This window comes from Streptomyces sp. NBC_01478 (assembly GCF_036227225.1).
Taxonomy (GTDB): Bacteria; Actinomycetota; Actinomycetes; order Streptomycetales; family Streptomycetaceae; genus Streptomyces.
On sequence record NZ_CP109444.1, the window covers coordinates 3580335 to 3604726 of the forward strand.

22 protein-coding genes are annotated in these 24392 nt (G+C 71.0%); 10 read left to right on the forward strand and 12 right to left on the reverse strand.

Features of this window, described 5'->3' with window-relative positions:
* Positions 1 to 25: 25 nt before the first annotated feature.
* From OG223_RS16120 to OG223_RS16130, 3 genes are all read right to left on the reverse strand, one after another.
* Positions 26 to 1078, reverse strand: a complete 1053-nt coding sequence (locus OG223_RS16120; RefSeq protein WP_329248373.1) for an endonuclease/exonuclease/phosphatase family protein — start codon at positions 1076 to 1078, stop codon at positions 26 to 28.
* 188 nt (positions 1079 to 1266) lie between these two features.
* A complete protein-coding gene (locus OG223_RS16125) occupies positions 1267 to 1956 on the reverse strand; it encodes a TetR/AcrR family transcriptional regulator (protein WP_329248376.1) in 690 nt (229 codons plus the stop codon).
* Between the two features lie 53 nt (positions 1957 to 2009).
* The gene (locus OG223_RS16130) at positions 2010 to 3599 is read right to left on the reverse strand and encodes an MFS transporter (protein WP_329248379.1); all 1590 of its coding nucleotides are present in this window, start codon (positions 3597 to 3599) and stop codon (positions 2010 to 2012) included.
* A gap of 203 nt (positions 3600 to 3802) precedes the next feature.
* Here OG223_RS16130 and panB point away from each other — a divergent pair, with 203 nt between their 5' ends.
* The 3 genes from panB to OG223_RS16145 all read left to right on the forward strand — a co-directional run bounded on the left by panB (position 3803) and on the right by OG223_RS16145 (position 6732).
* Positions 3803 to 4678: a 3-methyl-2-oxobutanoate hydroxymethyltransferase gene (panB, locus tag OG223_RS16135; RefSeq protein WP_329248381.1), complete on the forward strand. Its 876-nt coding sequence runs from the start codon at positions 3803 to 3805 to the stop codon at positions 4676 to 4678.
* Positions 4679 to 4894: 216 nt separating this feature from the next.
* Positions 4895 to 5914, forward strand: a complete 1020-nt coding sequence (locus tag OG223_RS16140; RefSeq protein ID WP_329248384.1) for an ATP-binding cassette domain-containing protein — start codon at positions 4895 to 4897, stop codon at positions 5912 to 5914.
* Positions 5911 to 6732 (forward strand): ABC transporter permease, encoded by an 822-nt coding sequence (locus OG223_RS16145; RefSeq protein WP_329248387.1) that lies wholly within the window; start codon positions 5911 to 5913, stop codon positions 6730 to 6732. The genes OG223_RS16140 and OG223_RS16145 overlap by 4 nt, the downstream gene beginning before the upstream one ends.
* Before the next feature lie 66 nt (positions 6733 to 6798).
* On the opposite strand, the gene OG223_RS16150 is transcribed toward OG223_RS16145, so the two are convergent.
* Positions 6799 to 10143 (reverse strand): AfsR/SARP family transcriptional regulator, encoded by a 3345-nt coding sequence (locus OG223_RS16150; protein WP_329248390.1) that lies wholly within the window; start codon positions 10141 to 10143, stop codon positions 6799 to 6801.
* A gap of 214 nt (positions 10144 to 10357) precedes the next feature.
* Here OG223_RS16150 and OG223_RS16155 point away from each other — a divergent pair, with 214 nt between their 5' ends.
* A complete protein-coding gene (locus OG223_RS16155; RefSeq protein ID WP_329248393.1) occupies positions 10358 to 11158 on the forward strand; it encodes a site-2 protease family protein in 801 nt (266 codons plus the stop codon).
* On the opposite strand, the gene OG223_RS16160 is transcribed toward OG223_RS16155, so the two are convergent.
* The 3 genes from OG223_RS16160 to OG223_RS16170 all read right to left on the reverse strand — a co-directional run bounded on the left by OG223_RS16160 (position 11148) and on the right by OG223_RS16170 (position 13259).
* A complete protein-coding gene (locus OG223_RS16160) occupies positions 11148 to 11318 on the reverse strand; it encodes a hypothetical protein (RefSeq protein WP_329248396.1) in 171 nt (56 codons plus the stop codon). The genes OG223_RS16155 and OG223_RS16160 overlap by 11 nt on opposite strands.
* Before the next feature lie 71 nt (positions 11319 to 11389).
* Positions 11390 to 12130: an NADPH-dependent F420 reductase gene (gene npdG / locus OG223_RS16165; protein WP_329248398.1), complete on the reverse strand. Its 741-nt coding sequence runs from the start codon at positions 12128 to 12130 to the stop codon at positions 11390 to 11392.
* Between the two features lie 37 nt (positions 12131 to 12167).
* Complete coding sequence (locus OG223_RS16170; protein WP_329248400.1) at positions 12168 to 13259, reverse strand: sialidase family protein; 1092 nt, start codon at positions 13257 to 13259, stop codon at positions 12168 to 12170.
* 105 nt (positions 13260 to 13364) lie between these two features.
* Between OG223_RS16170 and OG223_RS16175 the strand changes: the two genes are divergently transcribed.
* Complete coding sequence (locus tag OG223_RS16175) at positions 13365 to 13967, forward strand: hypothetical protein (protein WP_329248403.1); 603 nt, start codon at positions 13365 to 13367, stop codon at positions 13965 to 13967.
* 92 nt (positions 13968 to 14059) lie between these two features.
* Complete coding sequence (locus OG223_RS16180; protein ID WP_329248406.1) at positions 14060 to 15379, forward strand: MFS transporter; 1320 nt, start codon at positions 14060 to 14062, stop codon at positions 15377 to 15379.
* On the opposite strand, the gene OG223_RS16185 is transcribed toward OG223_RS16180, so the two are convergent.
* Entirely contained in the window at positions 15380 to 15610 is a 231-nt protein-coding gene (locus tag OG223_RS16185; protein ID WP_019067283.1) for a hypothetical protein, read from the reverse strand.
* Between the two features lie 58 nt (positions 15611 to 15668).
* Between OG223_RS16185 and map the strand changes: the two genes are divergently transcribed.
* Together map and OG223_RS16195 are read left to right on the forward strand one after the other, a co-directional pair.
* On the forward strand, positions 15669 to 16526 hold the full coding sequence (gene map / locus OG223_RS16190) for a type I methionyl aminopeptidase (protein ID WP_329248411.1): 858 nt from the start codon (positions 15669 to 15671) through the stop codon (positions 16524 to 16526).
* A gap of 126 nt (positions 16527 to 16652) precedes the next feature.
* Entirely contained in the window at positions 16653 to 17300 is a 648-nt protein-coding gene (locus tag OG223_RS16195; protein ID WP_329248414.1) for a biliverdin-producing heme oxygenase, read from the forward strand.
* Between the two features lie 150 nt (positions 17301 to 17450).
* Here the strand turns inward: OG223_RS16195 and OG223_RS16200 are convergent, their stop codons facing one another.
* The 4 genes from OG223_RS16200 to OG223_RS16215 are packed head-to-tail and all read right to left on the reverse strand — an operon-like array spanning position 17451 to position 21980.
* The gene (locus tag OG223_RS16200) at positions 17451 to 18095 is read right to left on the reverse strand and encodes a PhzF family phenazine biosynthesis protein (protein ID WP_329248417.1); all 645 of its coding nucleotides are present in this window, start codon (positions 18093 to 18095) and stop codon (positions 17451 to 17453) included.
* A complete protein-coding gene (locus tag OG223_RS16205; RefSeq protein ID WP_329248419.1) occupies positions 18088 to 18978 on the reverse strand; it encodes a hypothetical protein in 891 nt (296 codons plus the stop codon). The genes OG223_RS16200 and OG223_RS16205 overlap by 8 nt, the downstream gene beginning before the upstream one ends.
* Before the next feature lie 11 nt (positions 18979 to 18989).
* Positions 18990 to 20486, reverse strand: coding sequence for an HtaA domain-containing protein (locus OG223_RS16210; protein ID WP_329248422.1), 1497 nt, complete (start codon positions 20484 to 20486; stop codon positions 18990 to 18992).
* A gap of 60 nt (positions 20487 to 20546) precedes the next feature.
* Positions 20547 to 21980 carry an HtaA domain-containing protein gene (locus tag OG223_RS16215; protein ID WP_329248425.1) on the reverse strand — a complete coding sequence of 478 codons (1434 nt, stop codon included), beginning with the start codon at positions 21978 to 21980 and terminating at the stop codon, positions 20547 to 20549.
* Between the two features lie 99 nt (positions 21981 to 22079).
* Between OG223_RS16215 and OG223_RS16220 the strand changes: the two genes are divergently transcribed.
* Positions 22080 to 23108: a heme/hemin ABC transporter substrate-binding protein gene (locus OG223_RS16220; RefSeq protein WP_329248428.1), complete on the forward strand. Its 1029-nt coding sequence runs from the start codon at positions 22080 to 22082 to the stop codon at positions 23106 to 23108.
* Entirely contained in the window at positions 23105 to 24190 is a 1086-nt protein-coding gene (locus OG223_RS16225) for a FecCD family ABC transporter permease (protein ID WP_443073715.1), read from the forward strand. Before OG223_RS16220 ends, OG223_RS16225 begins: the two co-directional genes overlap by 4 nt.
* Positions 24191 to 24392: the final 202 nt, after the last annotated feature.

A 24392-nucleotide genomic window follows, 5' to 3' on the forward strand; every position in this document is an offset into this window, starting at 1 on the left:
CTCCCAGGCGCTCTATTCCACGAGGTTAAGAGCTGGTGTCGAGGTTCACACGGGCCGCGATCGGGAGATGGTCGCTGGCGGTCTTCGGGAGGGTCCACGAGGTGACCGGTTCCACGCCCTGGACCATGATCTGGTCGATCCGCGCCATCGGGAACGACGCCGGCCAACTGAACCCGAAGCCGCTGCCCGCCGCGCCCTGCGTGGAGCGCATCTGGGAGGTGACGGCGTTCAGCGAGCGGTCGTTCATCGTGCCGTTCAGGTCGCCGAGGAGGATCTTCCGCTTGAGCGGCTCGGCGGCGATGGCCTCCCCCAGCGCGTCGGCGCTCTTGTCGCGCTGCCGGGCCGTGAACCCGGCCTCGATCTTCACCCGCACCGAGGGGAGGTGGGCGACGTAGACCGCGATCCGTCCCTCGGGGGTCGCGACGGTGGCGCGCATCGCGCGCGTCCAGCCCAGCTTTATGTCCACCGCCCTGATGCTGCTCATCGGGTACTTGCTCCACAGGCCGACCGTGCCCTCGACCGAGTGGTACTTGTACGTCGACGCGAGGGCCTTCTCGTACGTCGGGACCGCCGACGCCGTCAGCTCTTCCAGGGCGACGACGTCCGCGCCGGACGCGGCCACGTCACGGGCCGTACCGGCCGGGTCGGGGTTGTCGGCGTTGACGTTGTGGGTGGCCACCGTCAGATCGCCGCCGGTGCCGGTCTTGTCGCTGAGCAGCAGCCCGCCGAAGAGGTTCAGCCAGACGACCGTCGGCAGGACGACGGCGATGAGCGCGGTCGCCGACCTGCGGACCAGGCCGAGGACCAGGAGGACCGGGACCAGCAGCCCGAACCAGGGCAGGAAGGTCTCCGTGAGGCTGCCGAGGTTGCCGATCCGGTTCGGGATGCGGGAGTGCAGCAGCATGACGAGGGCCAGGAGGATCGCCACCGCGGCGAGGATCAGGCCCCGGCGCCAGATCCTCGGGTCGCCGCGCCAGCCGTCGAGCAGTCTGTTCCGCAGGCGCCGAAGTCGGTTTCCGCGCTGCTCGTCGCCCGAGCCGCCGTCGTCCGTCTCCGCCACATACGCCTGCTGTGCCATACCGTCGCCTCACTACCTGCCGTGCACACCATCGTCCCCGCGCCTACGACCCTAGGGGATGATCGGTTCCGATCCGCCGTCCCATGACGGCCGTACTGGGACGAGGACGAACAAGTCGGCGTCCGGAGTTCCGAACACGGGCGACGGCAGCGGCCTCTGTGACGGAACGCGCACATTCGGACGGGTACTCAGGCAGCGGGCCTGACGGGTCGTAGGGCGGTGAGGACCGTGTCGACGAGCAGTTCCGACAGGCCCTCGGGGAGGTCCGCGTCGGCGCGCATGACGGTGCGCAGGAGCATCGGGCCCACCAGCATGTCGTTCATCAGCTCGGGGTCGAGGTCGGTGCGGAGTTCGCCGCTCTCCTGGCCGCGGCGCAGGATGTCGACCTGCTTGCGGCGCCGGGGTTCCACGACGGTCGCGTGGTAGGCGGCCCAGACCTTCGGGCTGCTCTTCATCTGTGCGAACACGTTGTGCAGGAGCGCCGAGGACCGGGTCAGCAGGCCGCGCTGGCGCAGTTGTTCCATCATGGCCACGAGGTCGTCGCGCAGCGAGATGCCGGGCAGTTCGGGGTCCTGCGGCTCGGCCTCGCGGACGACGTCGACGAACAGCTCCTCCTTGCCCGGCCAGCGGCGGTAGATGGTGGCCTTGCCGACACCGGCGGTGCGGGCGATGCGCTCGATGGAGAGTTCGGCCAGCGGCACGCCTTCCTCCAGGAGCTTCATCACGCCCTCCGTGATGGCGCGTTCGACGGCCTCACTGCGCGGGCGTCCCCTGGTGGGCGCGCACGACCGGGTCCCGTTGTCGGTGCCGGTGCCCGTGCCGGTGCCGTTGTCGGTGCCAGTGGTGCCGTTGTCGGTGCCGTTGTCGGCGAGGCTCACTTCACTCCGTCCCTTCGCTGTCCCCCGTTCCCGTCCGGGGTTGATTGTCGTCGCTATTCCCCTACGACGACCAACTCGGGCTCCTGCTTGTCCTCCTGAGGAACCGACGGCTTCCCGGGCAGGAAGAGGAAGGCGACCACCGCGCCGACGACCGCGACACCCGCGCCGCACAGGGCGGTGACGTGCATGGCGTGCAGGAACGCGTCGTTGGCCGGGGTGACCAGGGCCCTGCCCTGCGGGCCGAGCTTCGCGGCGACACCGAGGGTGGCCTCGATGGACTCGCCGGCCGTGTCCCTGAGGGCGGCCGGCACCGAGCCGAGCTTGCCCTCGATGCCGTTGCGGTACGCCGTGGACAGCACCGAGCCGAGGACGGCGATGCCGAGGGCGCCGCCGACCTGCCGGAAGGTGTTGCTCAGCGCGGACGCGGAGCCCGCCTTCTCGCGCGGCAGGGCCTGCATGATGACGACGCTGGTCGGGGTCATGACGTGCGCCATGCCCGTGCCCATGAGGAAGAAGATGACCTCCAGGACCCAGATCGGCGTGTCCGCGTCGAGGGTCGCGAAGGCGCCGAGCATCCCGGCGAGCAGCACGAGGCCGACGCCCGTCGTGACCTTGTGGCCGAACCGGTCGACGACCAGCCGGGCCCGCGGCGCGAAGATCATCTGCGCGGCGGCCAGCGGCAGCATCAGCAGACCGGTCTGGAGCGGCGAGTAGCCGCGCACGCTCTGGGTGTAGAAGACGGAGAAGAAGGTCACGCCCATCAGCGCGAAGAAGACCAGCCCCATGGCGGCGATCGCGGCCGAGAACACCTTGTTCTTGAAGTACGTGACATCGATGGACGGGTGGTCGCTGCGCTTCTCGAACCACACGAACCCGGCGAGGACGGCGACACCGGCGAGGATCGTCGACAGCACCTTGGGCGCCGTGAAGTCGGCCAGCTCGCCGCCCTCTATGATGCCGTAGACCAGCAGGACGAGGCCTACGACGGACAGGACCACGCCGACCGGGTCGAGGCGGCCGGGCTTCGGGTCGCGGGAGTCGGGGACCAGCCAGACCATCAGGGCGAGGGCGATCAGCACGATCGGCACGTTGATCAGGAAGACCGAGCCCCACCAGAAGTGGTCGAGGAGCACACCGCCGGTGATCGGGCCGATCGCGATGGCGAGGCCGACTCCGCCGGCCCAGATGCCGATGGCCTTGGGCTGCTCGTCGCGCTCGAAGACGTTCATGAGCACGGCGAGGGTGGCGGGCATCACGAAGGCGGCGCCGAGGGCCATCAGTGCGCGGTAGCCGATGAGTTGGTCCGGCGAGCCGGACTCGGCGGCGAGCGCGGAGCCGATGCCGAACACGACGAGCCCGCCGAGCAGGACCTTCTTGCGGCCGATCCGGTCGCCCAGGAGGCCCGCGGTGAACAGCAGACCGGCGAAGACGAGGGTGTAGGCGTTGATCGCCCACTCCAGCTCGCTCTGTGTCGCGCCCAGGCCGGTCGGGGCCGGGGTGGAGATGGTCTTGATGGCGACGTTGAGGATCGAGTTGTCGAGCACCACGATCAGCAGGCTCAGCATCAGCACGCCGAGGATGGCCCAGCGGCGGCGGTGCACCGCTTCGGGTATCCGGGTGCCAGGGACGGGTGGAGTGGTCATGCGGTCCAGACTAGGGAGCCTCGGGCCAATTCCGATACGAGACCGTGCCGTATCGTAAATATTTTACCCAGGCCTTACGCATGCCCTCCCGCGTGATGCGCGTGACGGGGGTCCCTCTGGCCCTCCGTGGCACGAGGTGCCACCATGGAGGGGATCCGGGGACGCCGTGAGGGTGCCTCGAGATGACTGAAGGAGCCGTTGCAATGACGCAGCTTTCGGCTGCCCAGACTGTGAAGAACAGCTCCTCCGACGGCAGCAAGGCGCTGTACGGAGGCAAGGGCACACGCCGTATCACCGTCCGCGACATCGCTCTCGCCAAGGAACGCGGCGAGAAGTGGCCCATGCTCACCGCCTACGACGCGATGACCGCGTCCGTCTTCGACGAGGCCGGTATCCCGGTGATGCTCGTCGGTGACTCGGCGGGCAACTGCCACCTCGGGTACGAGTCGACCGTGCCCGTCACCCTGGACGAGATGACCATGCTGTCCGCCGCGGTCGTGCGCGGCACGCAGCGGGCGCTGATCGTGGGCGACCTGCCCTTCGGGTCCTACCAGGAGGGTCCGGTGCAGGCGCTGCGCTCGGCGACCCGGCTGGTGAAGGAGGCCGGGGTGGGTGCGGTGAAGCTGGAGGGCGGCGAGCGGTCGCACGCTCAGATCCGGCTGCTGGTCGAGTCCGGGATCCCGGTGATGGCGCACATCGGTCTCACTCCGCAGTCCGTGAACTCGATGGGGTACCGGGTGCAGGGGCGGGGCGAGGAGGCGGCTCAGCAGTTGCTGCGGGACGCGAAGTCCGTGCAGGACGCGGGGGCGTTCGCGGTCGTCCTCGAGCTGGTGCCGGCGGAGTTGGCCGCCGAGGTGACTCGGGTGCTGCACATTCCTACGGTCGGGATCGGGGCGGGGGCCGAGACGGACGCCCAAGTCCTGGTGTGGACCGACATGTTGGGGCTTACGGGTGGTCGAATGCCCAAGTTCGTGAAGCAGTACGCCGATCTGCGTTCGGTCATGGGCAACGCGGCGAAGGCGTTTGCGGAGGATGTCGTCGGCGGGACGTTCCCGCTGGAGGAGCACTCGGTCCACTGACCGATTCAGAGCCACTGCGGCACGATGCAGCCCCGCCGATCTTCCCCCGTCGGCGGGGCTGCCCCTCTTTTGCGCCTAAACCGGCGCCGCTCTCGCGGAGGCGGTTGCTCACCGTCGTGGTTCCTCAATTGATGGTTGCGGTGCTCGTCAGTGGTTTGTCGGTGCTGTCGGTGGGATGTCGGTGTTCTGTCGGTCGGCACTGGCACTGTCCTTCCCATGACGCGAATCGACAACATTCCCGGCGGCACGGCCGTGTCCGTGCGGGGGCTGGTCAAGCACTACGGCGAGACCAAGGCGCTGGACGGCGTCGACCTGGACGTCCGGGAGGGCACCGTGATGGGTGTGCTCGGGCCGAACGGTGCCGGTAAGACCACCCTCGTACGCATCCTGTCCACGCTGCTCGCTCCGACCTCCGGCGAGGCCACCGTCGCCGGCTACGACGTCCTGCGCCAGCCCCGCCAACTGCGCCGGGTGATAGGCCTCACCGGCCAGTACGCCTCCGTGGACGAGAAGCTCCCGGGCTGGGAGAACCTGTACATGATCGGGCGGCTGCTCGACCTCTCCCGCAAGGACTCCCGGGCCCGCGCCGACGAACTGCTGGAGCGGTTCTCCCTGACGGACGCCGCCAAGCGGCCCGCCAGTACGTACTCCGGCGGTATGCGGCGGCGGCTCGACCTGGCCGCCTCGATGATCGGGCACCCGCAGGTGCTGTTCCTGGACGAGCCGACCACCGGCCTGGACCCGCGCACCCGCATGGAGGTGTGGGACGAGGTGCGGTCCATGGTCGGCGGCGGTGTGACCGTGCTGCTCACCACCCAGTACATGGAGGAGGCCGAGGCGCTCGCCTCCGAGCTGACCGTGGTGGACCACGGCAAGGTCATCGCCAACGGCGGGATCGACGAGCTGAAGGCGAAGGTCGGCGGACGGGCGTTGCGCATCCGGCCGGCCGATCCCCTGCAACTACGGCCGCTGGCCCATGCGTTGGACGAGCTGGGCATCACCGGCCTCGCCACCGTCACCGTCGACGTGGAGAGCGGCACGGTCCTGGTGCCGATCCTCAGCGACGAGCAACTCACCGCCGTCGTAGGAGCGGTGAGCGCGCGCGGCCTCACCATCGCCTCCATCACCACCGAACTGCCCAGCCTGGACGAGGTGTTCCTGTCCCTCACCGGCCACCGCGCCAGCGCCCCGCAGGACTCCGTGCCCACCACCGACCGCGAGGAAGTCGCCGTATGAGCGCCATCGCCGTGAAGCCCGGCGCCGTCGCGTCGGACCCCCGTATCCCGCTGCGCAACCATCTGCGTCACACCGGCGCGCTGATCCGCCGCAATCTGCTGTGGATCCGGCAGGACCCGGAGTCGATGTTCGACGCCATCCTGTTCCCGGTCATCTTCACGCTGCTGTTCGTGTACGTCTTCGGCGGCTCGATCGGGCAGTCGCTCGGCGGCGGGCAGGAGGCGTACGTGCAGTACGTCGTGCCCGGTCTGCTCGCCATGATGGGGATGAACATGGCCCAGGGGGTGGGCACCGGCTTCAACACCGACTTCCACACCGGGGTCATGGACCGGTTCCGGTCGCTGCCCATCGGGCGCGCCTCGGTGCTGATCGCCAAGATCTCGGTCGAGATGATGCGGATGCTGGTCGCGTCCGCCGTGCTGATGGTCGTCGGTGTCCTCGTCGGCTTCCACATCCACCACTGGTTCGGCATGTTCGCCGCGATCGGACTGTCCGCGGTGTTCGGCTCGGCCCTGATGTGGGTGTTCCTCACCCTCGGCGTGACCATGAAGAGCGCGCAGTCCGTGCAGGCCATGGGCTTCCTGGTGCTGATGCCGCTGCAGTTCGGCTCGTCGATCTTCGCGCCGACCGGGTCGATGCCGGGCTGGCTGCAGAACTTCACCGACTACAACCCGCTGTCCGCCCTGGCGGACGCTGCCCGCGGACTGATGGTGGGCGGCCCGGTCGCCCACGGCGTGTGGCTGACGCTGGCCTGGTCGGTGGGGCTCACCGCGGTGATGGCCCCGATCTCGATCTACAAGTTCCGCACCAAGACCTGACCCGGCCGTGCGCCTCACCGGGCGGTACGGCTCACGGGCCGCCCGTCCCACCGGGTTCGCGTCGGCTCACACCAGGGCGGCAGCCTCCTTCGCGGAGAGGCTGTCGCCTTCGGCGTACTCGGCCACGTACGACTCGTAGACCGCGTCGCCGAGCACGGCGCGCGCCCGCTCCTCGGCCCGGCGGTACACCTCGCTCTCCACGGACGCCCTGACGTGCCCGGGCGGCAGCAGCGCCAGCGCCGCGACGAGGCAGCGGACGCCGTCCCGGACCCGGCTGCCGCCGTCGAGTTCGGCGAGGACGACCGCGGCGATCCCCAGGTACAGCGAGGTCATGCTCGGGGCGATGGCCTCGGACAGCGGGTCACCGGCCCGCTCCAGCGCTCTGCGGACCTTGTCCAGGGACTCCTGGTAATTGCCGTCGACCGCCTCCACCCACGCCTCCGAGCCGAGGATGAACGCGTCGAAGACCACGAAGTGGGAGATCGAGAACTCCTCGCGCAGCAGCCGCAACTCCTCGCGTGCCTCCTCGACCCGGCCGGTCATGGCGAGCCGGCTCGCGAGGAACATCCGGGCGGCGGGCATCGCCTCGCTGCCCTGGCCGTGCTGCTGCTCGATCACCTCGCGCAGCAGGCGCTCGCCCCGCTCCACCTCGCCGGCCTCGATGAGCGCGCTCCCCAGCCGGGCTCCGAGTACGGCCACCTGGCCGTGGGCGCCGAGCCGTTCGGCCTGTTCGATCGCGGCCTCGTAGTCGAGGGCGGCCAGTTCGTAGTCACCGGTGCGTTCCCGGGCCTCGGCGCGGGCGGAGAGCGCCTCGGCGACGCCCCAGGTGTCGCCGAGGCGGCGGAAGATCTCCAGCGACTCGTCGGCGTCCCGGGCCGCGTCGCCCGCCCAGTCGGTGCGGTTGGCGAGCATGTTGGCGCGCATCTGGAGGGTGGTGGCCAGCTCCCACTCCATGCCGGGGTTGGAGCGGCAGGTGTGGACATCGGCGTCGAGGATCGCGGGCAGCCGCTCCACGCTGCCGCTCAGCAGCACGGCGAAGAACCAGAACATGCCGGGCATACGGCAGGTCTGCGGCAGGCCCGGTTCGTAGACCTCGGAGATGACCCGCAGCTTCTCCTTCGCGGACGGCACCTCCCAGGCGTCCAACTCCGTGTCCATACAGGCCAGATGGGCGAGATGGAGGCCGCGCCGGGCCTCGGTGAGGAGTTCTCCGGTGAGCGGGGGCGCGACGTCGGTGCAGCGCTCCCAGACCGGGGCGGCGCGCCGGACGGGGGCGGCGAAGGGGTCCGGCCCCAGGGCCATGACCTCGACACACCAGTTACGGGCCTCCATGCGGACGTCGCGCATGTGCCAGTACCAGGTCAGCGACAGGACGAGGCAGATCGCCTCCTGTTCGTCGCGCTCGGCGACGGCGTGCCGCAGGGCGGTGCGGAGGTTCTCGTACTCCAGCTCCAGTCGTGCCACGGCGGCGAGTTGGCCGGGGCCGCGCAGCAACGGGTCGGTGGTGCGGGCGAGTTCGCGGTAGTACGTCAGATGGGCGCGCGCGGCGCGTGGGCGCCGGCCGGCCTCGTCGAGCCGTTCCCCCGCGTACTCGGCGACGGTCTCCAGGAGCCGGTAGCGCATCTCCCCGTCGCCCGAAGGGGCGGCCACCACAAGGGACTTGTCGACCAGCGAGCCGAGCGTCTCGAACGCGAAGGGCCCGCACACGGCCTCGGCGGCGGCGAGGTCGCAGCCGCCGGCGAAGACGGACAGGGTGGTCAGCACGTCCCGTTCGTCCGCGTCGAGCAGGTCCCAGGACCAGTCGACGACGGCCCGCAGGGTCTGCTGGCGGGGCAGGAGCGTACGGCTGCCCGACGTGAGCAGCCGGAAGCGGTCGTCGAGCCGGTCGGCGATCTGACGCGGCGTCAACATCCGTAGCCGGGCGGCCGCCAGCTCGATGGCCAGCGGCATCCCGTCGAGCCGCCGGCAGATCTCGGCGCAGGCCTCGGGGTCGTCCTCCACCGTGAACCCCGGCCGGGCGGCGGCCCCGCGGTCGGCGAGCAGCCGGAGCGCGACGGGGTCGGGCAGCGGCTCCACCGGGCGCAGCAACTCCCCCGGTACGCCCAGGGGTTCGCGGCTGGTGGCGAGCACGGTCAGTTCGGGGCAGCGCTCCAGCAGGGCTTCCACGAGGCGGGCGGCGGCGTCCACGACGTGCTCGCAGTTGTCGAGGACGATCAGCATCCGGCGCCGGCCGCAGTGCTCCGCGAGCCGCTCCAGCGGGTCGTCGTGCCGATCGCCCCCGGCGGCCCGGATCGCCTCGGCGCCGGCGCCGTACATCACGGTCTCGCGCGCGCCGACCGCGGTGAGCACGGCCGTCGCCACGGCGTCGGGGGCGTCGACGGGGGCGAGTTCGGCCAGCCACACCCCGTCCCGCGCCGCGTCCCGCACCCCTTCCGCCGCCTCCTGCGACAGCCGCGTCTTCCCGGCCCCGCCGGGCCCGAGCAGCGTCACCAGCCGGGCGGCGGCGAGATCTCCCCGGATGACGTCGATGTCGGCCTCCCGGCCGACGAAGGAGGTGAGGCGGGCGCGGAGGTTGCCGGGAGGCCGGGCGGCCTGGGGTGAGGGAGCGGGGAGGGACGGGGCGGGGGCGCCCGTGTCGGTCCCGGGGCCGCGGCGATCGGCGGCGCCGTACCCACCGTCGTCAGCGGGGCTGAGCAACTCCCCGTGCAGCGCCCGCAGTTCGGGGCCGGGGTCGGAGCCGAGGCGGTCTGCCAGGAGTTGTCGTACGTCCTCGTAGGCGGCCAGTGCCTCCGCCGTGCGGCCCGTCGCGCGCAGGGCTTTGAGGCGGAGGGACTGGAGGGGTTCGTCGAGGGGGTGGGTGTCGCACAGGGCGGTCAGTTCGGGGAGGGCGGTGTCCGCGTCGTCGAGGGCCAGGGCCGCTGTCAGGCGGGCGCGGCGGGCGTCCAGGTGGCGGGCCGCCCAACGGGCCGCTTCCGCCGTGCGGTCGGGGAGGTCCGTGAGGGGCGGGCCGGTCCACAGGGCCAGGGCGTCGTCCAGGGCTTCCGCCGCCTTCGCCGCGTTGCCGTCGGCCAGCGCGCGCAGCCCCTCCCCCGTCAGCCGCTCGAAACGGTGCAGGTCGATGTCGTCGGGGGCGGCGGCGAGCCGGTAGCCGCTCTCCGCCGAGGTGATCGCGTCGGCGCCGAGCGCCCGGCGCAGCCTGCCCACCAGCGCCTGGAGCGCGGCGTGCGCGTCGGCGGGCGGGTCGGCGCCCCACACCTCGTCCACCAGAACGCCCGCGGGCACCGGCCGGCCGGGCCGCAGGGCGAGCACCGTGAGCAGGGCGCGCAGCCGTGCCCCGCCGACCGGGACGGGGGTGCCGTCGGAGCGGAGTGCCTGGGTGGTGCCGAGAATGCGATAGCGCACGGGGTCCATTGTCTCTGGTGGCGACGGAAGCGGTCACGGGGTTGGGACGGCGCGGCGCCGGGCACGGGCCCGCCCCGGAGGGGTGACGGGGTCGTAGAACGCGTGCCAGAGTCCCATGTCCCCACCTTCCCCGGAACCGACCACCGCCCGCGAGACGTTTTCCCCTCGGGCCCGGTACCGTCGGGCTTCGCGTCCACCGACCCCCAGCAGGGAGCCCTCCCCCATGACCGCCACCACCACCCGCCCGAGCGACCGGCGGATCAGTCCCGTCTTCCTCGGGATCCTGGCCGTCACGGCGGTGACCGGCTGGGCCACCTGGACCGGGTTCGCCGAGCAGCCGGGCGTCGCCGTGTTCCTGTTCGTGACGGCGGCCTGGATCGTCTCCCTGTGTCTGCACGAGTACGCGCACGCCCGCACCGCCCTGCACAGCGGTGACATCTCGGTCGGCTCGAAGGGCTACCTCACCCTCAACCCGCTGAAGTACACGCACGCGCTGCTCAGCATCGTGCTCCCGGTGATCTTCGTGATCATGGGCGGCATCGGTCTGCCCGGCGGCGCGGTGTTCATCGAGCGCAACCGGATCCAGGGCCGGTGGAAGCACAGCCTGATCTCGGCGGCGGGGCCGCTGACGAACGTGCTGTTCGCGGCGGTCTGCACCGCGCCGTTCTGGCTGCACTCGCTCGACGGGGTGCCGCTGGACTTCCGGTTCGCGCTGGCGTTCCTCGCGCTGCTCCAGGTCACGGCCGCGCTGCTGAACTTCCTGCCGGTGCCGGGCCTGGACGGCTACGGCGTGATCGAGCCCTGGCTGTCGTACAACGTGAAGCGGCAGGTGGAGCCGTTCGCGCCGTTCGGCCTGCTGTTCGTGTTCGCGCTGCTGTGGGTGCCGTCGATCAACACGTACTTCTTCGATGTGATCGACGCGATCCTGCGGGGCCTCGGCATCAGCGACCTGGAGACCTACTGCGGACAGAACCTCTACCGCTTCTGGCAGGGCACCAACGAGTTCTGCTCGATCAGCCAGTGACCGACCTGCCGCGCTTCAGGTAGTACCAGCACATGTTGGACGAGAGGCCGGCGAGCAGCACCCACACGATCCCGAGCAGGCTGCCCTCCACGAAGGAGACGACCGCCGCGGCCACGGCGAGCAGGCAGACGACGAGGGCGTAGAGGGCGAGGCGGGGCATGGGATCGGCTCCTGTCGGCAGAACAGATGGGGACACTGGCGGGTCGGTCGCCACCAGTGTCCCCCACGCGCTCAGACGTCCGTGACGCGCAGTCCCGCGTGTGCCTTGTAGCGGCGGTTGACGGAGATCAGGTTCGCGACCAGGGACTCCACCTGGTGGGCGTTGCGCAGCCGGCCTGCGAAGACACCGCGCATGCCGGGGATACGGCCGGCCAGCGCCTGCACGATCTCGACGTCGGCGCGCTCCTCGCCCAGCACCATGACGTCCGTGTCGATCTCGGCGATCTCCGTGTCCATGAGCAGTACGGCCGACAGGTGGTGGAAGGCGGCGGCCACACGGGAGTCGGGCAGCAGGGCGGCGGCCTGTTCGGCGGCGCTGCCCTCCTCCGGCTTCAGCGCGTAGGCGCCCTTCTTGTCGAAGCCGAGCGGGTTGACGCAGTCGACGACGAGCTTGCCGGCCAGTTCCTCGCGCAGTGACTCCAGCGTCTTGCCGTGGCCGTCCCAGGGCACGGCGACGATCACGATGTCGCTGCGGCGCGCGGTCTCGGCGTTGTCGGCGCCCTCGACGCCGTGGCCGAGTTCGTCGGCGGCGGCCTGCGCGCGGTCGGCGGCGCGGGAACCGATGATCACCTTCTGGCCGGCCTTGGCGAGCCGGTAGGCGAGGCCCTTGCCCTGCGGCCCGGTCCCGCCGAGCACGCCGACGACCAGTCCGGAGACGTCGGGGAGGTCCCACGGGTCCTTGGCGGGGGCCTTCGCGGGGGCGGTCCCGGAGGCCGTCGCGGGGGTCTGTGCAGCACTGTCGGTAGAGGTCATGGGCCGACTTTACGTCCGCCTCCGCACCCGTATCGGGTCAGGTGAGGTCCGTCACGGGCACCCGCCGGAAGGTGATCGTCTCGTACGGCCCGAAGTCGCCGGTCTCGTAGAGGAGGCCGACCGTGTCGTCGTCGACGCGTACGAGGTCGGAGTAGGCGGCGGGCAGGCCGTCGACCGTGTGCACCGGGCGCCAGGTGGTGCCGTCGTCGGTGGAGGCGCGCAGGGTCAGCAGGGCGCGGGCGGCCGGGTCGCCGGGGCCGGAGTACACCAGCACGTCGGGGTCGCGGAGTTGCAGGACGCCGGCCTCGCAGATCGGGGCGACGAGGCCGGCCTGCGGGCGGAAGGGCTTGACGAGCGTCCTCCCGCCGTCCGCCGAGTACGCGTCGGCGCGGTTGCCGGGGGACGGCGAGTCGTTGCGGGTGTTGAAGTAGACGCGCCCGTCCGGGAGTTCGGCGGCGGTGGTCTCGTTGCAGTTGACGTAGCCGTCCGCGTTCTCGTCGACGTAGCCGAGGTACCAGGTCTCGCCCTGGTCGTCGCTGAGCAGGCAGTGGCCGCTGTTGTACTTGGCCTCGTTCCCCACGTCCTTGCCGGTCGGCGGGATCGTGTGGTTGGCGGCGACGACCACACGGCCGGTGCTCAACTGGATCGCGTGCCCGGGCGTGGTGGCGTACCAGCGCCACTCGGGCTTCTTCACCTGCTCGGTGATCTCCTTCGAACTCGACCAGGTGACGCCGTCGTCGTCGCTGTACCGCACCCAGATCCGCCGTCCGTCGGCCGGTGTCACCTGGCCGCGCAGGATGGCGTCCTCGGTGGCGTCGGCGGTCGAGCGGACGTAGACGAGCAGGACGCGGCCGGTGTCGAGGACGACGGGGGCGGGATTGCCCGCGAGGTGGGGGCCGTTGGTGGCGGCGGCGGTGAGCGGGCCCCAGGTGCGGCCGCCGTCCGTGGAGCGCCGCAGGACGATCTCGATGTGGCCGTGGTCGCTCGCGGAGTCGACCCGTCCCTCGCAGAACGCCAGGAGGGTGCCGGCGCGGGAGACCACGATCGCCGGGATCCGGTAACTCGCGTAGCCCCCTTCACCCGCCACGAAGGGGACGGTGACGTCTGTGGCTGCTGCGTTTTCTGTCATGAGGTGGCTCCTTGTGCGGCCGATGAGCCCGCACCATCCCCAAGTTGGGCGAATTCGTGGTGAACTCCGCGTCACGAACGGCCGGTTGCGGCAGGATGCTCGGCCATGGACGCCGTACGGGTCGCGCTGCTGCGTGAAGTGCTCGCCGGGACCGAGTGGTTGGGGGCCACGCGACGGTTCGCGGGGGTGCTGCGCGGGTCCGTCGTGTCGCACGGTGGTGGACTGCTGCTAGTGGGCACGCCCGCGTACGAGCCGTGGCATCTCGCGGCGCACCTCGTCGACGAGGCCGCCTGGTCGGGCACGCCGGAGCTGGCTCCGACTCTCGTACGGCATGGCGCGCGCCCCTCCGATCCGGCCCATCTGGCCGTCGGGCTGGGCCGGATCGAGGCGGCCCGGCGGGGTGAGACGTTGCTCGTCGTGTCACCCGAGGGGCCCGGTGACCCGCTTCTGGAGCGGGTGCACGACGCCCGGCGGGCCGGGGCGACCGTTCTCGCGCTGGGCTCCTCGGACCGTGAACTGGGGTCCCTGGCCCACGAGTCGCTCGCCGTACCGGAGGGCACGGATCTGGACCTGGACACCGTGCAGCACCTGGTGAGCGCGGCGGCCGGGGAGAATGTGGTGCCGGTGGCGCGGGGGCGACGGCGATTCCGGGACCGGTTGTCGTGGCTGAGCGAACAGTTGACGGCACCGCCGGCCGCCCGTTGGTAGTTTTCCCACCCGCCCACCGGTCTCGGTCAGTTGACAGGTGGGCGAGAAAAGCGGTTGCCCGAGCCGACGTGTCCCGGTGATCGTGGCGGATTGTGACCGCCGACTCCCCCACACCCCCTGCCACCTCCCCCGCCCGCCTCCGCGCCCTCCTCCCCGACCTCACCCCCTGGCATTCCTCCGCCGACTTCCGCAGGCTCTGGCTCGCGGGGCTGATCTCGAACTTCGGGAGTTTCCTGACGTTCGTCGCGGTCCCGGTGCAGCTCAAGGAACTCACCGGCTCCGCGGCGGCGGTGGGCGCGGTCGGCGCCGTGGAGCTGGTGCCCCTCATCGTGTTCGGGCTCTACGGCGGTGCGCTCGCCGACGCGTGGGACAAGCGGAAGCTGATCGTGTGGACCGAGGCCGGGCTCGGTGTGCTGTGCGGGGCGCTGCTGTTCAACTCGCTGCTGCCGGAGCCCGCCGTATGGCCGCTGTATGTGATCGCGGCGCTGACCTCGGTGCTCGGTTCGATCCAGCGGCCGGCGCTGGACTCGCTGTGGCCGCGGATCGTGGCGCACGAGCACATGACGGCCGCGTCCGCGCTCAACTCGCTGCGCTGGACGGTCGGCGGGGTCACGGGCCCGGCGGTGGCGGGCGTGGTCGTGGCGTTCGCGGGGCTGCCCTACGCGTTCGCGGCGGACACGCTGACGTACGTCGTGTCCGTCGTCCTGATCTTCCGTATCGCCGCCTCCCCCGGCGCCCACGAGGCGCGGAAGCCGTCGCTGCGGTCGATCGCGGAGGGCGCCCGGTACGCGTGGAGCCGCAAGGAGCTGCTCGGCACGTACGCGATCGACCTCGCGGCGATGTTCTTCGCGATGCCGCTGGCGGTGCTGCCGTTCCTCGCGGACGATCTGCACGCCGAGTGGGCGCTGGGGCTGATGTACTCGGCCGTTCCGGCCGGCGCCCTGCTGGTGAGTGTGACCAGCGGCTGGACCTCGCGGATCCACCGGCACGGGCGGATGGTGGTGCTGGCCGCCGCGCTGTGGGGCGCGGCGATCGCCTGCGCGGGCGCGGTCGGCAATGTGTGGCTGGTGCTGCTGTTCCTGACCGTCGCGGGCGGCTGCGACATGGTCAGCGGCATCTTCCGCGGGGTGATGTGGAACCAGACGATCCCGGACGAGCTGCGCGGCCGGCTCGCCGGGATCGAGCTGCTGTCCTACTCGGTGGGCCCGCAACTGGGGCAGGTCAGGTCCGGTGGCATGGCCGCGCTGTCCGGGGTGCGGACCTCGGTGTGGGCGGGCGGGCTGATGTGCGTGGGGGCGGTGGGGCTACTGGCCGCGGGGCTGCCGAAGCTGATGTCGTACGACGCCAGGACGGACGAGCACGCGCTACGGCTGAAGAGGCAGCGCGCCGCCGACGCCACCGCCCCTGCCTGATCAGTCCTCGTCGGCGCTGCCCTTCGTGGCGTCGTGCCACTTGGGGTCGTTCTCCCACTCCAGGTTGCGCTCGCGGGCCGTCTCCATCGCGTGCTCGGCCTCCGCGCGGGTGGCGTACGGCCCGAAGCGGTCCTTGGCGGGGCACTCCGGCCCCTCCTCGACCTTCTTGTGTTCGAGGCAGTAGTACCACTCGCCGGGCTTCCCGACCGTGCGCTTCTTGAACAGGGCCATCAAGGGCTCCTTTCCCTACCGCCATGTTCCCCCATGTCCGCTGGTTAGACTCGCTGGTATGTCTGGCCAGTCACTGCTCGTACCAGGGGAGCTCTCCCCCACCCGTCCCGTGCCCGGAAACATCCGTCGCCCCGAGTACGTCGGCAAGCCCGCGCCGACCCCGTACACGGGGCCGGAGGTGCAGACCCCCGAGACGATCGAGGCGATGCGGACCGCCGGGCGGATCGCCGCGCGGGCGATGGCGGAGGCCGCGAAGATCATCTCGCCGGGGGTGACCACGGACGAGATCGACAAGGTGGCGCACGAGTACATGTGCGACCACGGCGCCTATCCGTCCACGCTGGGCTACCGCGGCTTCCCCAAGTCCCTGTGCACCTCGCTCAACGAGGTGATCTGCCACGGCATTCCGGACTCCACGGTGCTGCGCGACGGCGACATCATCAACCTCGACGTGACGGCGTACATCGGCGGGGTGCACGGCGACAACAACGCGACGTACCTGGTGGGTGACGTCGACGAGGAGTCGCGGCTGCTGGTGGAGCGCACCCGCGAGTCCCTCGACCGCGCGATCAAGGCGGTCCGGCCGGGCCGCCAGATCAACATCATCGGCCGGGTCATCGAGTCGTACGCCAAGCGCTTCGGGTACGGCGTGGTCCGGGACTTCACCGGCCACGGCATCAACTCGTCCTTCCACTCCGGCCTGATCGTCCCGCACTACGACAGCCCGCACGCGACGACGGTCATCCAGCCCGGGATGACGTTCACGATCGAGCCGATGCTGACGCTCGGGACGTACGAGTACGACATGTGGGACGACGGGTGGACGGTCGTCACGAAGGACCGGAAGCGGACGGCGCAGTTCGAGCACACGTTGGTGGTGACGGAGACGGGGGCGGAGGTTCTCACGCTGCCGTAGGGCTCCCGTGCCTGGTCATGACGGCTCGCTCTCTCGTGGAGCGGGCCGTTTTTCTTGTACGCTTTTACCGACAGGGTGTCGGGAACCTGTTGACTTAGGTAAGCCTTACCTTAGAGGATAGTGCTCATGGACTCCTTCTCGACAGTCATCCGCACCGCGTCCCACGAACAGCATGTGGAGGCCGAGACCTCCACCTTCATGAGCGATCTGCTCGGCGGCCGGCTGGGCGTGGACGCGTACGCCCGGTACACCGAGCAACTGTGGTTCGTCTACGAGGCGTTGGAGACCGTGGCCGAGCGGCTGACGGCGGATCCGGTGGCCGGACCGTTCATCCAGGCCGAGTTGTTCCGGCTGCCGGCGCTGGAGCGGGACCTCGAGCATCTGCGGGGTGCGGACTGGCGCGCGGGACTGACCGCACTGCCCGCGACCCGGGCCTATGCGGAACGGGTGCGGGAGTGCGCGGAGTTGTGGCCTGCCGGGTACATCGCCCACCACTACACGCGTTACCTCGGGGACCTCTCCGGCGGGCAGATCATCCGGGACAAGGCGGAGCGGACGTGGGGGTTCGCGCGGCGGGGGGACGGGGTCCGGTTCTATGTGTTCGAGGGGATCGGGAACCCGGCGGCGTTCAAGCGGGGGTATCGGGAACTGTTGGACGGGGTGCAGGTCGACGATCTGGAGAAGCAGCGGATCGTGGCGGAGTGCAAGAAGGCGTTCGCCTTGAACACCAGGGTCTTTCGGGCTCTGGGTGACGAGTTTCCGATGTCCGCGTGAGCGTTTGTCTGCGGGAGCGTTGCCAGGGGCTCCGCCCCCGGACCCCAGATCGGCCCTGAAGGGGCCTCGTCCTCAAACGCCGGACAGGCTGGATGATGCCGCCCGGCGTGAAGCGGCCACCCTCATGAAGAGGTCAACGCCGCGGAGCCGTCAGCGCTCCAGGAACACCCGTCCCCCGACCTCCACCCAACCCCCCGGCTGCGGAGCCGTAAGTATCTGAGACCCCGCGCCCTGTGTGATGTTGAGGGCCCGGCCCAACCGGTCGGTCAGGAGGAGCGCCGCCGCGCCCGTTGCCTCGTCCTCGTGGATGCCGTCGTCCCGGCCGGGGAAGGCGCGGGCGCGGATGCGGCCCGCCGCCTCGTCCTCCCAGGCCCAGGCGTAGATCCACTCGCCGGGCGGGGGGACGGGGAGGGCGTCGACCTCGGCCGCGGTGGCGTGTTGGCGGAGGGTGCGGGGCGGGGCCCACTCCGGGAGGGCCTCGATCCAACTGAACTCGCCGTCCAGGCGGGCGCCCACTATGCCTGCGGGGGTGACCAGTTCGGGTATGTCCAGGAGCCAGGCGGTGCCGACGCAGGGGTGGCCGGCGAAGGGCAGGCGGGTGGTCGGGGTGTAGATGTCGATGACTCCGCGCTCGGGGTCGTCGACGAACACCGTCTCGCTGAAGCCGAGTTTCCCGGCGAACACCTGCCGCTCGTCCGGGTCCGGCATGACGGAACCCTCGCGGACGACGCCGAGTTCGTTGCCGTATCCGCCGCTGGGACCGCAGAAGACACGCAGTACGTCGTAGTCAGTCACGGGGGCATTCAAACACCGCCCGGGCGGCGGGGTCATCCCAGGCCGGGGCTCCGCCGGGGAGGGGCCAGGTGGGGGTGGGGGCGTCGTCGTAGGGCAGCGCGGACAGGGTGTCGCCGAACGCCCTGTCCAGCGTGGCCCGTTGGTGGGCGAGGCCCGGGTGGGCGGGGCGGGCCGCCAGTCGTTCCAGGCGTTGTCCGTGTGCCTCGGTGATCTCGTCGGCGGTGCGGCGCCAGTCCGGCTCGTCCGGTACGCGGCGCAGCTCCACGCACACCGGTTGCGTGCCCTCCGCGAGCGCGGCCACGGCGCGGTCGTGGCCGTCGAGGATCAGCCAGCCGTCGAGGAAGGTCACCCACCACAGGAGGACGGGCGCGAGGGTGCCTTCGCGGGCGTGCTTGCGGTACGCCTTCACACGCGGGGCGTCGGGCGGGGAGAGCCGGCGCAGGGGCAGGATGCCGTGCCAGCCGCCACCGCAGTACAACTCCAGGCTGCCGTTCGGCCACTCCTGGACGAAGTCCGTCGTCCAGATGCCGGGGGCGAAGCGGTCGCGCCGGATCAGGGACCAACGGCCGTCGTGCAGTGGGCTTTCCGGTGACTCCTCCAGCCAACGGGCGTACTGGTGAACCCAGTTGACGCCAGAGCGTTGCCGAGTTGCGCTCAGGGGCGGCACGGGTGAGCGGTAGCTGTCGAAGCGGTGCAGGGCGAGGTCGTGGCAGCAGCCGTCGCCGTCCAACCGGCCCAGGAACAGGGGCCGTTCACTCTGGCGGAGCAGCCTGCGTCCACCGTCCGCCGTCTCGAAACGCAGCGGGGACGGGCCGGGCCGACCGGTCACGGTCAGCACCAGTCCGTCCTCCGACAGCGGTTCCCTGTGCCCCCGGGTGTCCATGGGGGACAGTCTTACGCCTCGGCGGTCTCCGTGCGCCGCCTGCGCATCGCGAACACCACGCCCGCGCCCGCCGCCACGGTGACCGCCGCCGCCGTGCCCAGTGCCGCCGCCGGTATGCCGGAACCCGTCGAGGCGAGGGAGCCGGTCACGTCGCCGCCCGTGGTGGAGCCGGCGACGCCGCCCGAAGTCGAGCCCGTCGTACCGGAGTTGCCGGCGGAGCTGCCCGTGCCGCTCGATGACGAGGAGCCGTCGGAGGGGAGGGTGGCGTCCGCGGTGAGGGCCACCGAGAGGTCGAGCGGGTCGAGTGCGGCGCCGGTCTGGTAGAAGCCGCCGAAGGCCTTCGCGCCGGCCGCGGTGAGGGTGGTGGTGACGTCGTCGAGGGTGATGACGTCGTTCTTCGCGGTGAGGTCGGTCGAGCCCGCCTTCAGGTCGGCCAGGACCACGTCCTCGGACTTCTCGCCGAGGCTCGTCACGTCCGCCGTCAGTTTGCCGACGCCGCCGTCGAGGGTCGCCTTGAGGTCGGTGAAGGTGAGATCGAGGCCGTAAGTGCCGTTGTCCTCATGGCCCTTGAAGTTCACCGCGCCCTCGAAGGCGGCGGAGAGGGTGTCGGCGTGGGTGTCGTAGCTGCCGGTCGCGCCGGTGAAGGTGAAGACGCCGTTGCCGGTGGCCTGGGCCGCGCCGTCGGAGGTGGTGATCCTGCCGTTGGCGACGCTGCCGACGACGTAGGAGCGGAAGGACTCCTTGACGCCCCAGGCGAGGGTGCCGTCCGCGATGTCGCCCTTGGTGGCGGCCGGTTCGGAGGCGGTGTCCGAGGGGCTCGCGGTGTCGGAGGGCGTGGTGGACGGGGTGGCTGTCTTCGTGGACGTAGGACTGGGCGTGGTGGACGCGGGCGTCGACGGCGTCGGCGTCGCGGGTGTGCTCGGGGTGGGGGACGTCGTCGATACCGGCTTGGCCGCCGACAGCGGGTCGCCGGCCGCGTTCGCGTACGTCTCGCTGCCGAGGAAGGTGCCCGCGGCGGCGGTGAGCGTGGTGGCGAGGTTCGTCAGGTCCTGGCTGGTGGGCGCGGCGACCGTGGCGAGCGTCACGTCCTGCTGCTTGGTGCCGCCGTCCGCGACGAGGTCGGCGGTGAGGGTGCCCGCCGCGCTGTCGTACTGGAAGTCTGACATCTCCCGCACGAAGCCGTGCAGCGTCGACTTGGCGGTGATCGTGCCCTTGAACGTGAGGTGCACGGCGTGGCTGGTGGTGTCGTAGGTGCCCGTGCCGGCGGTGAAGGTGAAGGCGCCGTTGTTCGCGGCCTGCGAGGCGCCGTCGGCGGCGGTGAAGGAGCCCTGCGCGTAGGTGCTCACATAGGTGCGGTACGACTGCTTGATGCCCCAGGTCAACTCGTAGCCGCTGAGCGGGACTTCGGCCGCCGACGCGGTGGTCGTGGCGAGCGCGGTGGCGCCGAGCGCGGCGGCGGTCGCGACGGCCGCGGCGAGGGCGAAGGAAGGACGAGGTCTGACGGGCATGGCCGTGGTTCTCCTTGAGGTGGGTGGATGGTCCGCGAACGCGCGGACCGGGTAAGGGGGTTACTCCGCTTCCGGCGACGCGCTGTCGGTCGCGGGGCGGGTGCGGCGCCTGCGGACGACGACGAGCGCGGACACCGCGGCCGCCACCAGCAGGGCGCCGGCCGCGAGGCCGATCGGCAGGGCGGCCGAACTACCGCCGCCGGCGTCGGAGTTGTCGGCGACCGGCTCGGCGGAGACCGAGGGCTCGGCCGACTGTTCCTCTGGAGTCCCGCTCGCCGTGGGGGTGCTGCCCAGGTCGGGCAGCGCGGGCAGTTTCGCGTCGTCGGTGAGGGCGACGGCCAGGGACACCGGGTCCATGGCGGTGCCCGCCTGGTACATCCCGGCGAAGGCCTTGGCGCCCTGCGCGGTGAGCTTCGCGGGTGCCTCGGTGACCTTCGCGAGCCCCTTGACCGCCTTGAGGTTCTTGGCGGTGAAGGTGACCAGCGGGACCTTCTTGCCGGTGAAGTCGGCGCCGGCGACGTCGGCGTAGAGGGTGCCCTTGCCGTCCGTGACGGTCGCGCGGACACCGCTGAACTCGAGATCCAGCCCCTCGGTACCGGTGAAGCGGACCGCGCCCTGGAACGAGGCCGTCAACTCCCCGTCCTTGTACGTCCCTTCGCCGCTCGGGAAGCGGAAGAGGGCACCGCCGTCCTCCGCTCCCGCCGACAGGGTCCACCTGCCCTTCGCGATGTCCCCGGTGACGTACTCCCGGAAGGTGCGGCGCACACCCCAGTCGACGGCGCCGTCCGCGATCGCGCCGCTCGAACTCTCCTTCTTCGCGGTGGACTTGGCCGGTGTCGGGGTGGGCGTGGCCTGCTTCGTGGCCGCCGCCTTCACGTCCGCCGAGAGGCTGACCGGGTCCAGGACCGTACCGGCCGTGTAGTAGCCGGCGAAGGACTTGGCGCCCTGCGAAGTGAGCGTGGCGGGCAGGTTGTTGAGGACGACGGAGGTGCCGCCGCCCTTCATGTCGATGCCGCCCAGGGAGAGGTTGGCGAAGGGCACCTGCGAGGACGTCGTGACCGTCCCCGTTCCCTTCGCCTTGCTTGTGACGTCCAGATAGAGGGTGCCCGTCGAGCCCGAGATACGGACCGTGGGTCGGCTGAGGGTGAGGTCCAGTTCGTAGCTGCCGTCGGCCTTCCTGTGGCCGACGAAGTGCACCCCGCCCGCGAAGGACGAGCGGAACGTGCCCGTCGAGCCGTCGTACGAACCCGTCGCCGAGGGGAAGCGGAACTGGCTGCTGCCCACCGTCGCCGCGCCGCCCGTCAGGGAGTAACTCCCGTTCGCGATGGGCCCGGTGACATAGCTCTGGAACGAGGACTTGATGCCCCAGTCGAGCCGGCCGCCCTGCACGGTACGGCTCTCTGCGTGGGCGAGGGCTGCGGGGAGGAGGGCGGCAAGGACAGTCAGGACGGCCGTGCACACCACGGTGACCAGGGCTCTTGGGCGCACGGGCATGGGTGGGTCCTCCGGATGACGACTGCCGGTAGCGAACGAAGGTAAGGCTAACCTAAGCTTTCCTCACCTGAAACGACAGTGCCCGAGAGATGTCGAGAGATGCCGAGAGAGACGGACGGGACCGTGCCACGCTTGCGCACACGACTGGCGGGAGCACTGTTGTCCGTGCTCGCGCTCACGCTCACCGGATGCGGAGGCGCGGCCACGTCCGCGACCAGCGCCTCGGCGAAGGCCTCCTCACCGGCCAACCGCGTGGAGCCGCTGACCGACACCCCGGACCCTCAACTCCCGGTCACCGTAAGCTCCGCCGACGGCAAGAAGGTCACCGTCAGGAACGCGCGGCGGATCGTGCCGCTCTCCGGCAGCCTCAGCGAGATCGTGTTCACGCTCGGGCTCGGCGACCGGGTCGTGGCCCGGGACATCACCGCCACCTTCCAACAGGCCGCGAGACTCCCGCTGGTGACCCGTAATCACGATGTCTCCGCCGAGAGTGTGCTGTCCCTCAAGCCCGATCTCGTGCTCGCCGAGAAGACGACCGGACCGGCCGAGGCCATGGGTCAGATCCGCGCGGCCGGCGTCCCGGTCCTGGTCGTCGATCCGGCGCAGGGCCTGGCGGATGTGGGCCAGCGGATCCGGGCGGTGGCCGACGCGCTCGGCGTACCGGCCGCGGGCAAGGAGCTGACCAAGCGCTCGGAGGACCGGATCGCCGCCGTGCGCACGGCGATTCCGGCGCACAAGGAGAAGCCGCGGGTCGCGTTCCTGTATCTGCGCGGGTCGGCGTCCGTGTATCTCATCGGGGGCAAGGGTTCGGGTGCGACCTCGCTGCTGGAGGCGGCCGGGGCGGTCGACGCGGGCGCGAAGTCGGGCCTGGAACAGGACTTCACGGCCATCACCACCGAGGCGCTCGCGCAGGCCGCGCCCGACGCCATTCTCGTCATGACCAAGGGACTTGAGTCGGTCGGCGGGATGGACGGGCTGGTGAAGATCCCCGGCGTCGCGCAGACCCCGGCCGGGATGAACCGGCGGGTCGTGTCGATCGAGGACGGGGTGCTCCTCAACTACGGGCCGCGCACCGACCAGGTGCTCAAGTCGATCGTGGCGCAGTTGTACGGGGGCGGGGCCAAGTGACCGTACTGGACAAGGGGGTTGAGGCGGCGGTCGCTCCAACTCCCCCGCGCCGCAAGCGCAGTGCGGCCTGGATGCTCACCGTCGGGCTGGTCGTCGCGCTGCTCGTGCTCGTCCCGGTGGCGGCCGGCCTCGGCGCGTATCCGATCCCGACGGGGGATGTCCTGTCGTCCGTGCAGCACCGACTGGGGCTCGGCGGGGGCGCGTTGGACCGCGTACCGGAGTCGGTGCTGTGGAACGTGCGGTTCCCGCGGATCGTGCTCGCGCTGCTCGTCGGGGCGTCGCTGGGGTGCGCGGGGGCGTTGATGCAGGGCGTGTTCGGGAATCCGCTCGCCGAGCCGGGGGTCATCGGGGTGTCCTCGGGGGCGGCGGTGGGCGCGGTCGCGGTGATCGCGTTCGGGCTGGACTTCCTCGGGACGTGGACGGTGTCGGCGGTGGCGTTCGTCTCCGGGCTCGCCACGGTTCTGCTGGTCTACGCGATGTCACGCTCGGGCGGCCGTACGGAAGTGGTGACGCTGATCCTCACCGGGATCGCGCTGAACGCGTTCGCGGGGGCGCTGATCGGGCTGTTCCTGTTCTTCGCGGACACGGCGGCGGTCAACCAGATCACCTTCTGGCAGCTCGGCTCGCTCTCCCAGGCGACCTGGCCGAAGGTCCTCGCGATCCTCCCGTGCGCGGTGATCGGCCTGACCCTCGCACCGCTCCACGCCGGCCGCCTCGACCTCCTCGCGCTCGGTGAACGCCCCGCGCGGCACCTGGGAGTTGACGTCGAACGGCTCCGGATCGTCCTGGTGCTGGTCATCGCGCTGCTCACGGCGGCGGCGGTCAGCGTCTCGGGGATCATCAGTTTCGTCGGCCTGGTCGTCCCCCATCTCCTGCGCATGGCGGCGGGCCCCGGCCACCGCTTCCTGATCCCGGCCAGCGCGCTGCTCGGCGCGCTGGCGCTGCTGGGCGCGGACCTCACGGCCCGCACGGTCGCGGCCCCGGCGGAGCTCCCGCTCGGCGTCCTGACGGCCCTGCTCGGCAGCCCGTTCTTCTTCTGGCTGCTGCGTAGGACGCGGCGCAGGCAAGGGGGTTGGGCGTGAACCAGGTCCCCAGGTTGCCCGGAACCCACCACCGTTTCCCCGCCGAGACTGCCACTGGATGCGGGTTGGGGGCTACAGGCCGTGGGTGGCTGGTCGCGCAGTTCCCCGCGCCCCTAAAAGGGGCGCTCAGGTTGCCCGGCGGATCATGTACGCCGTGCCTTTGTCCGCCGCAACCGCGCCCAACCCCCACCCACAAGGAGCC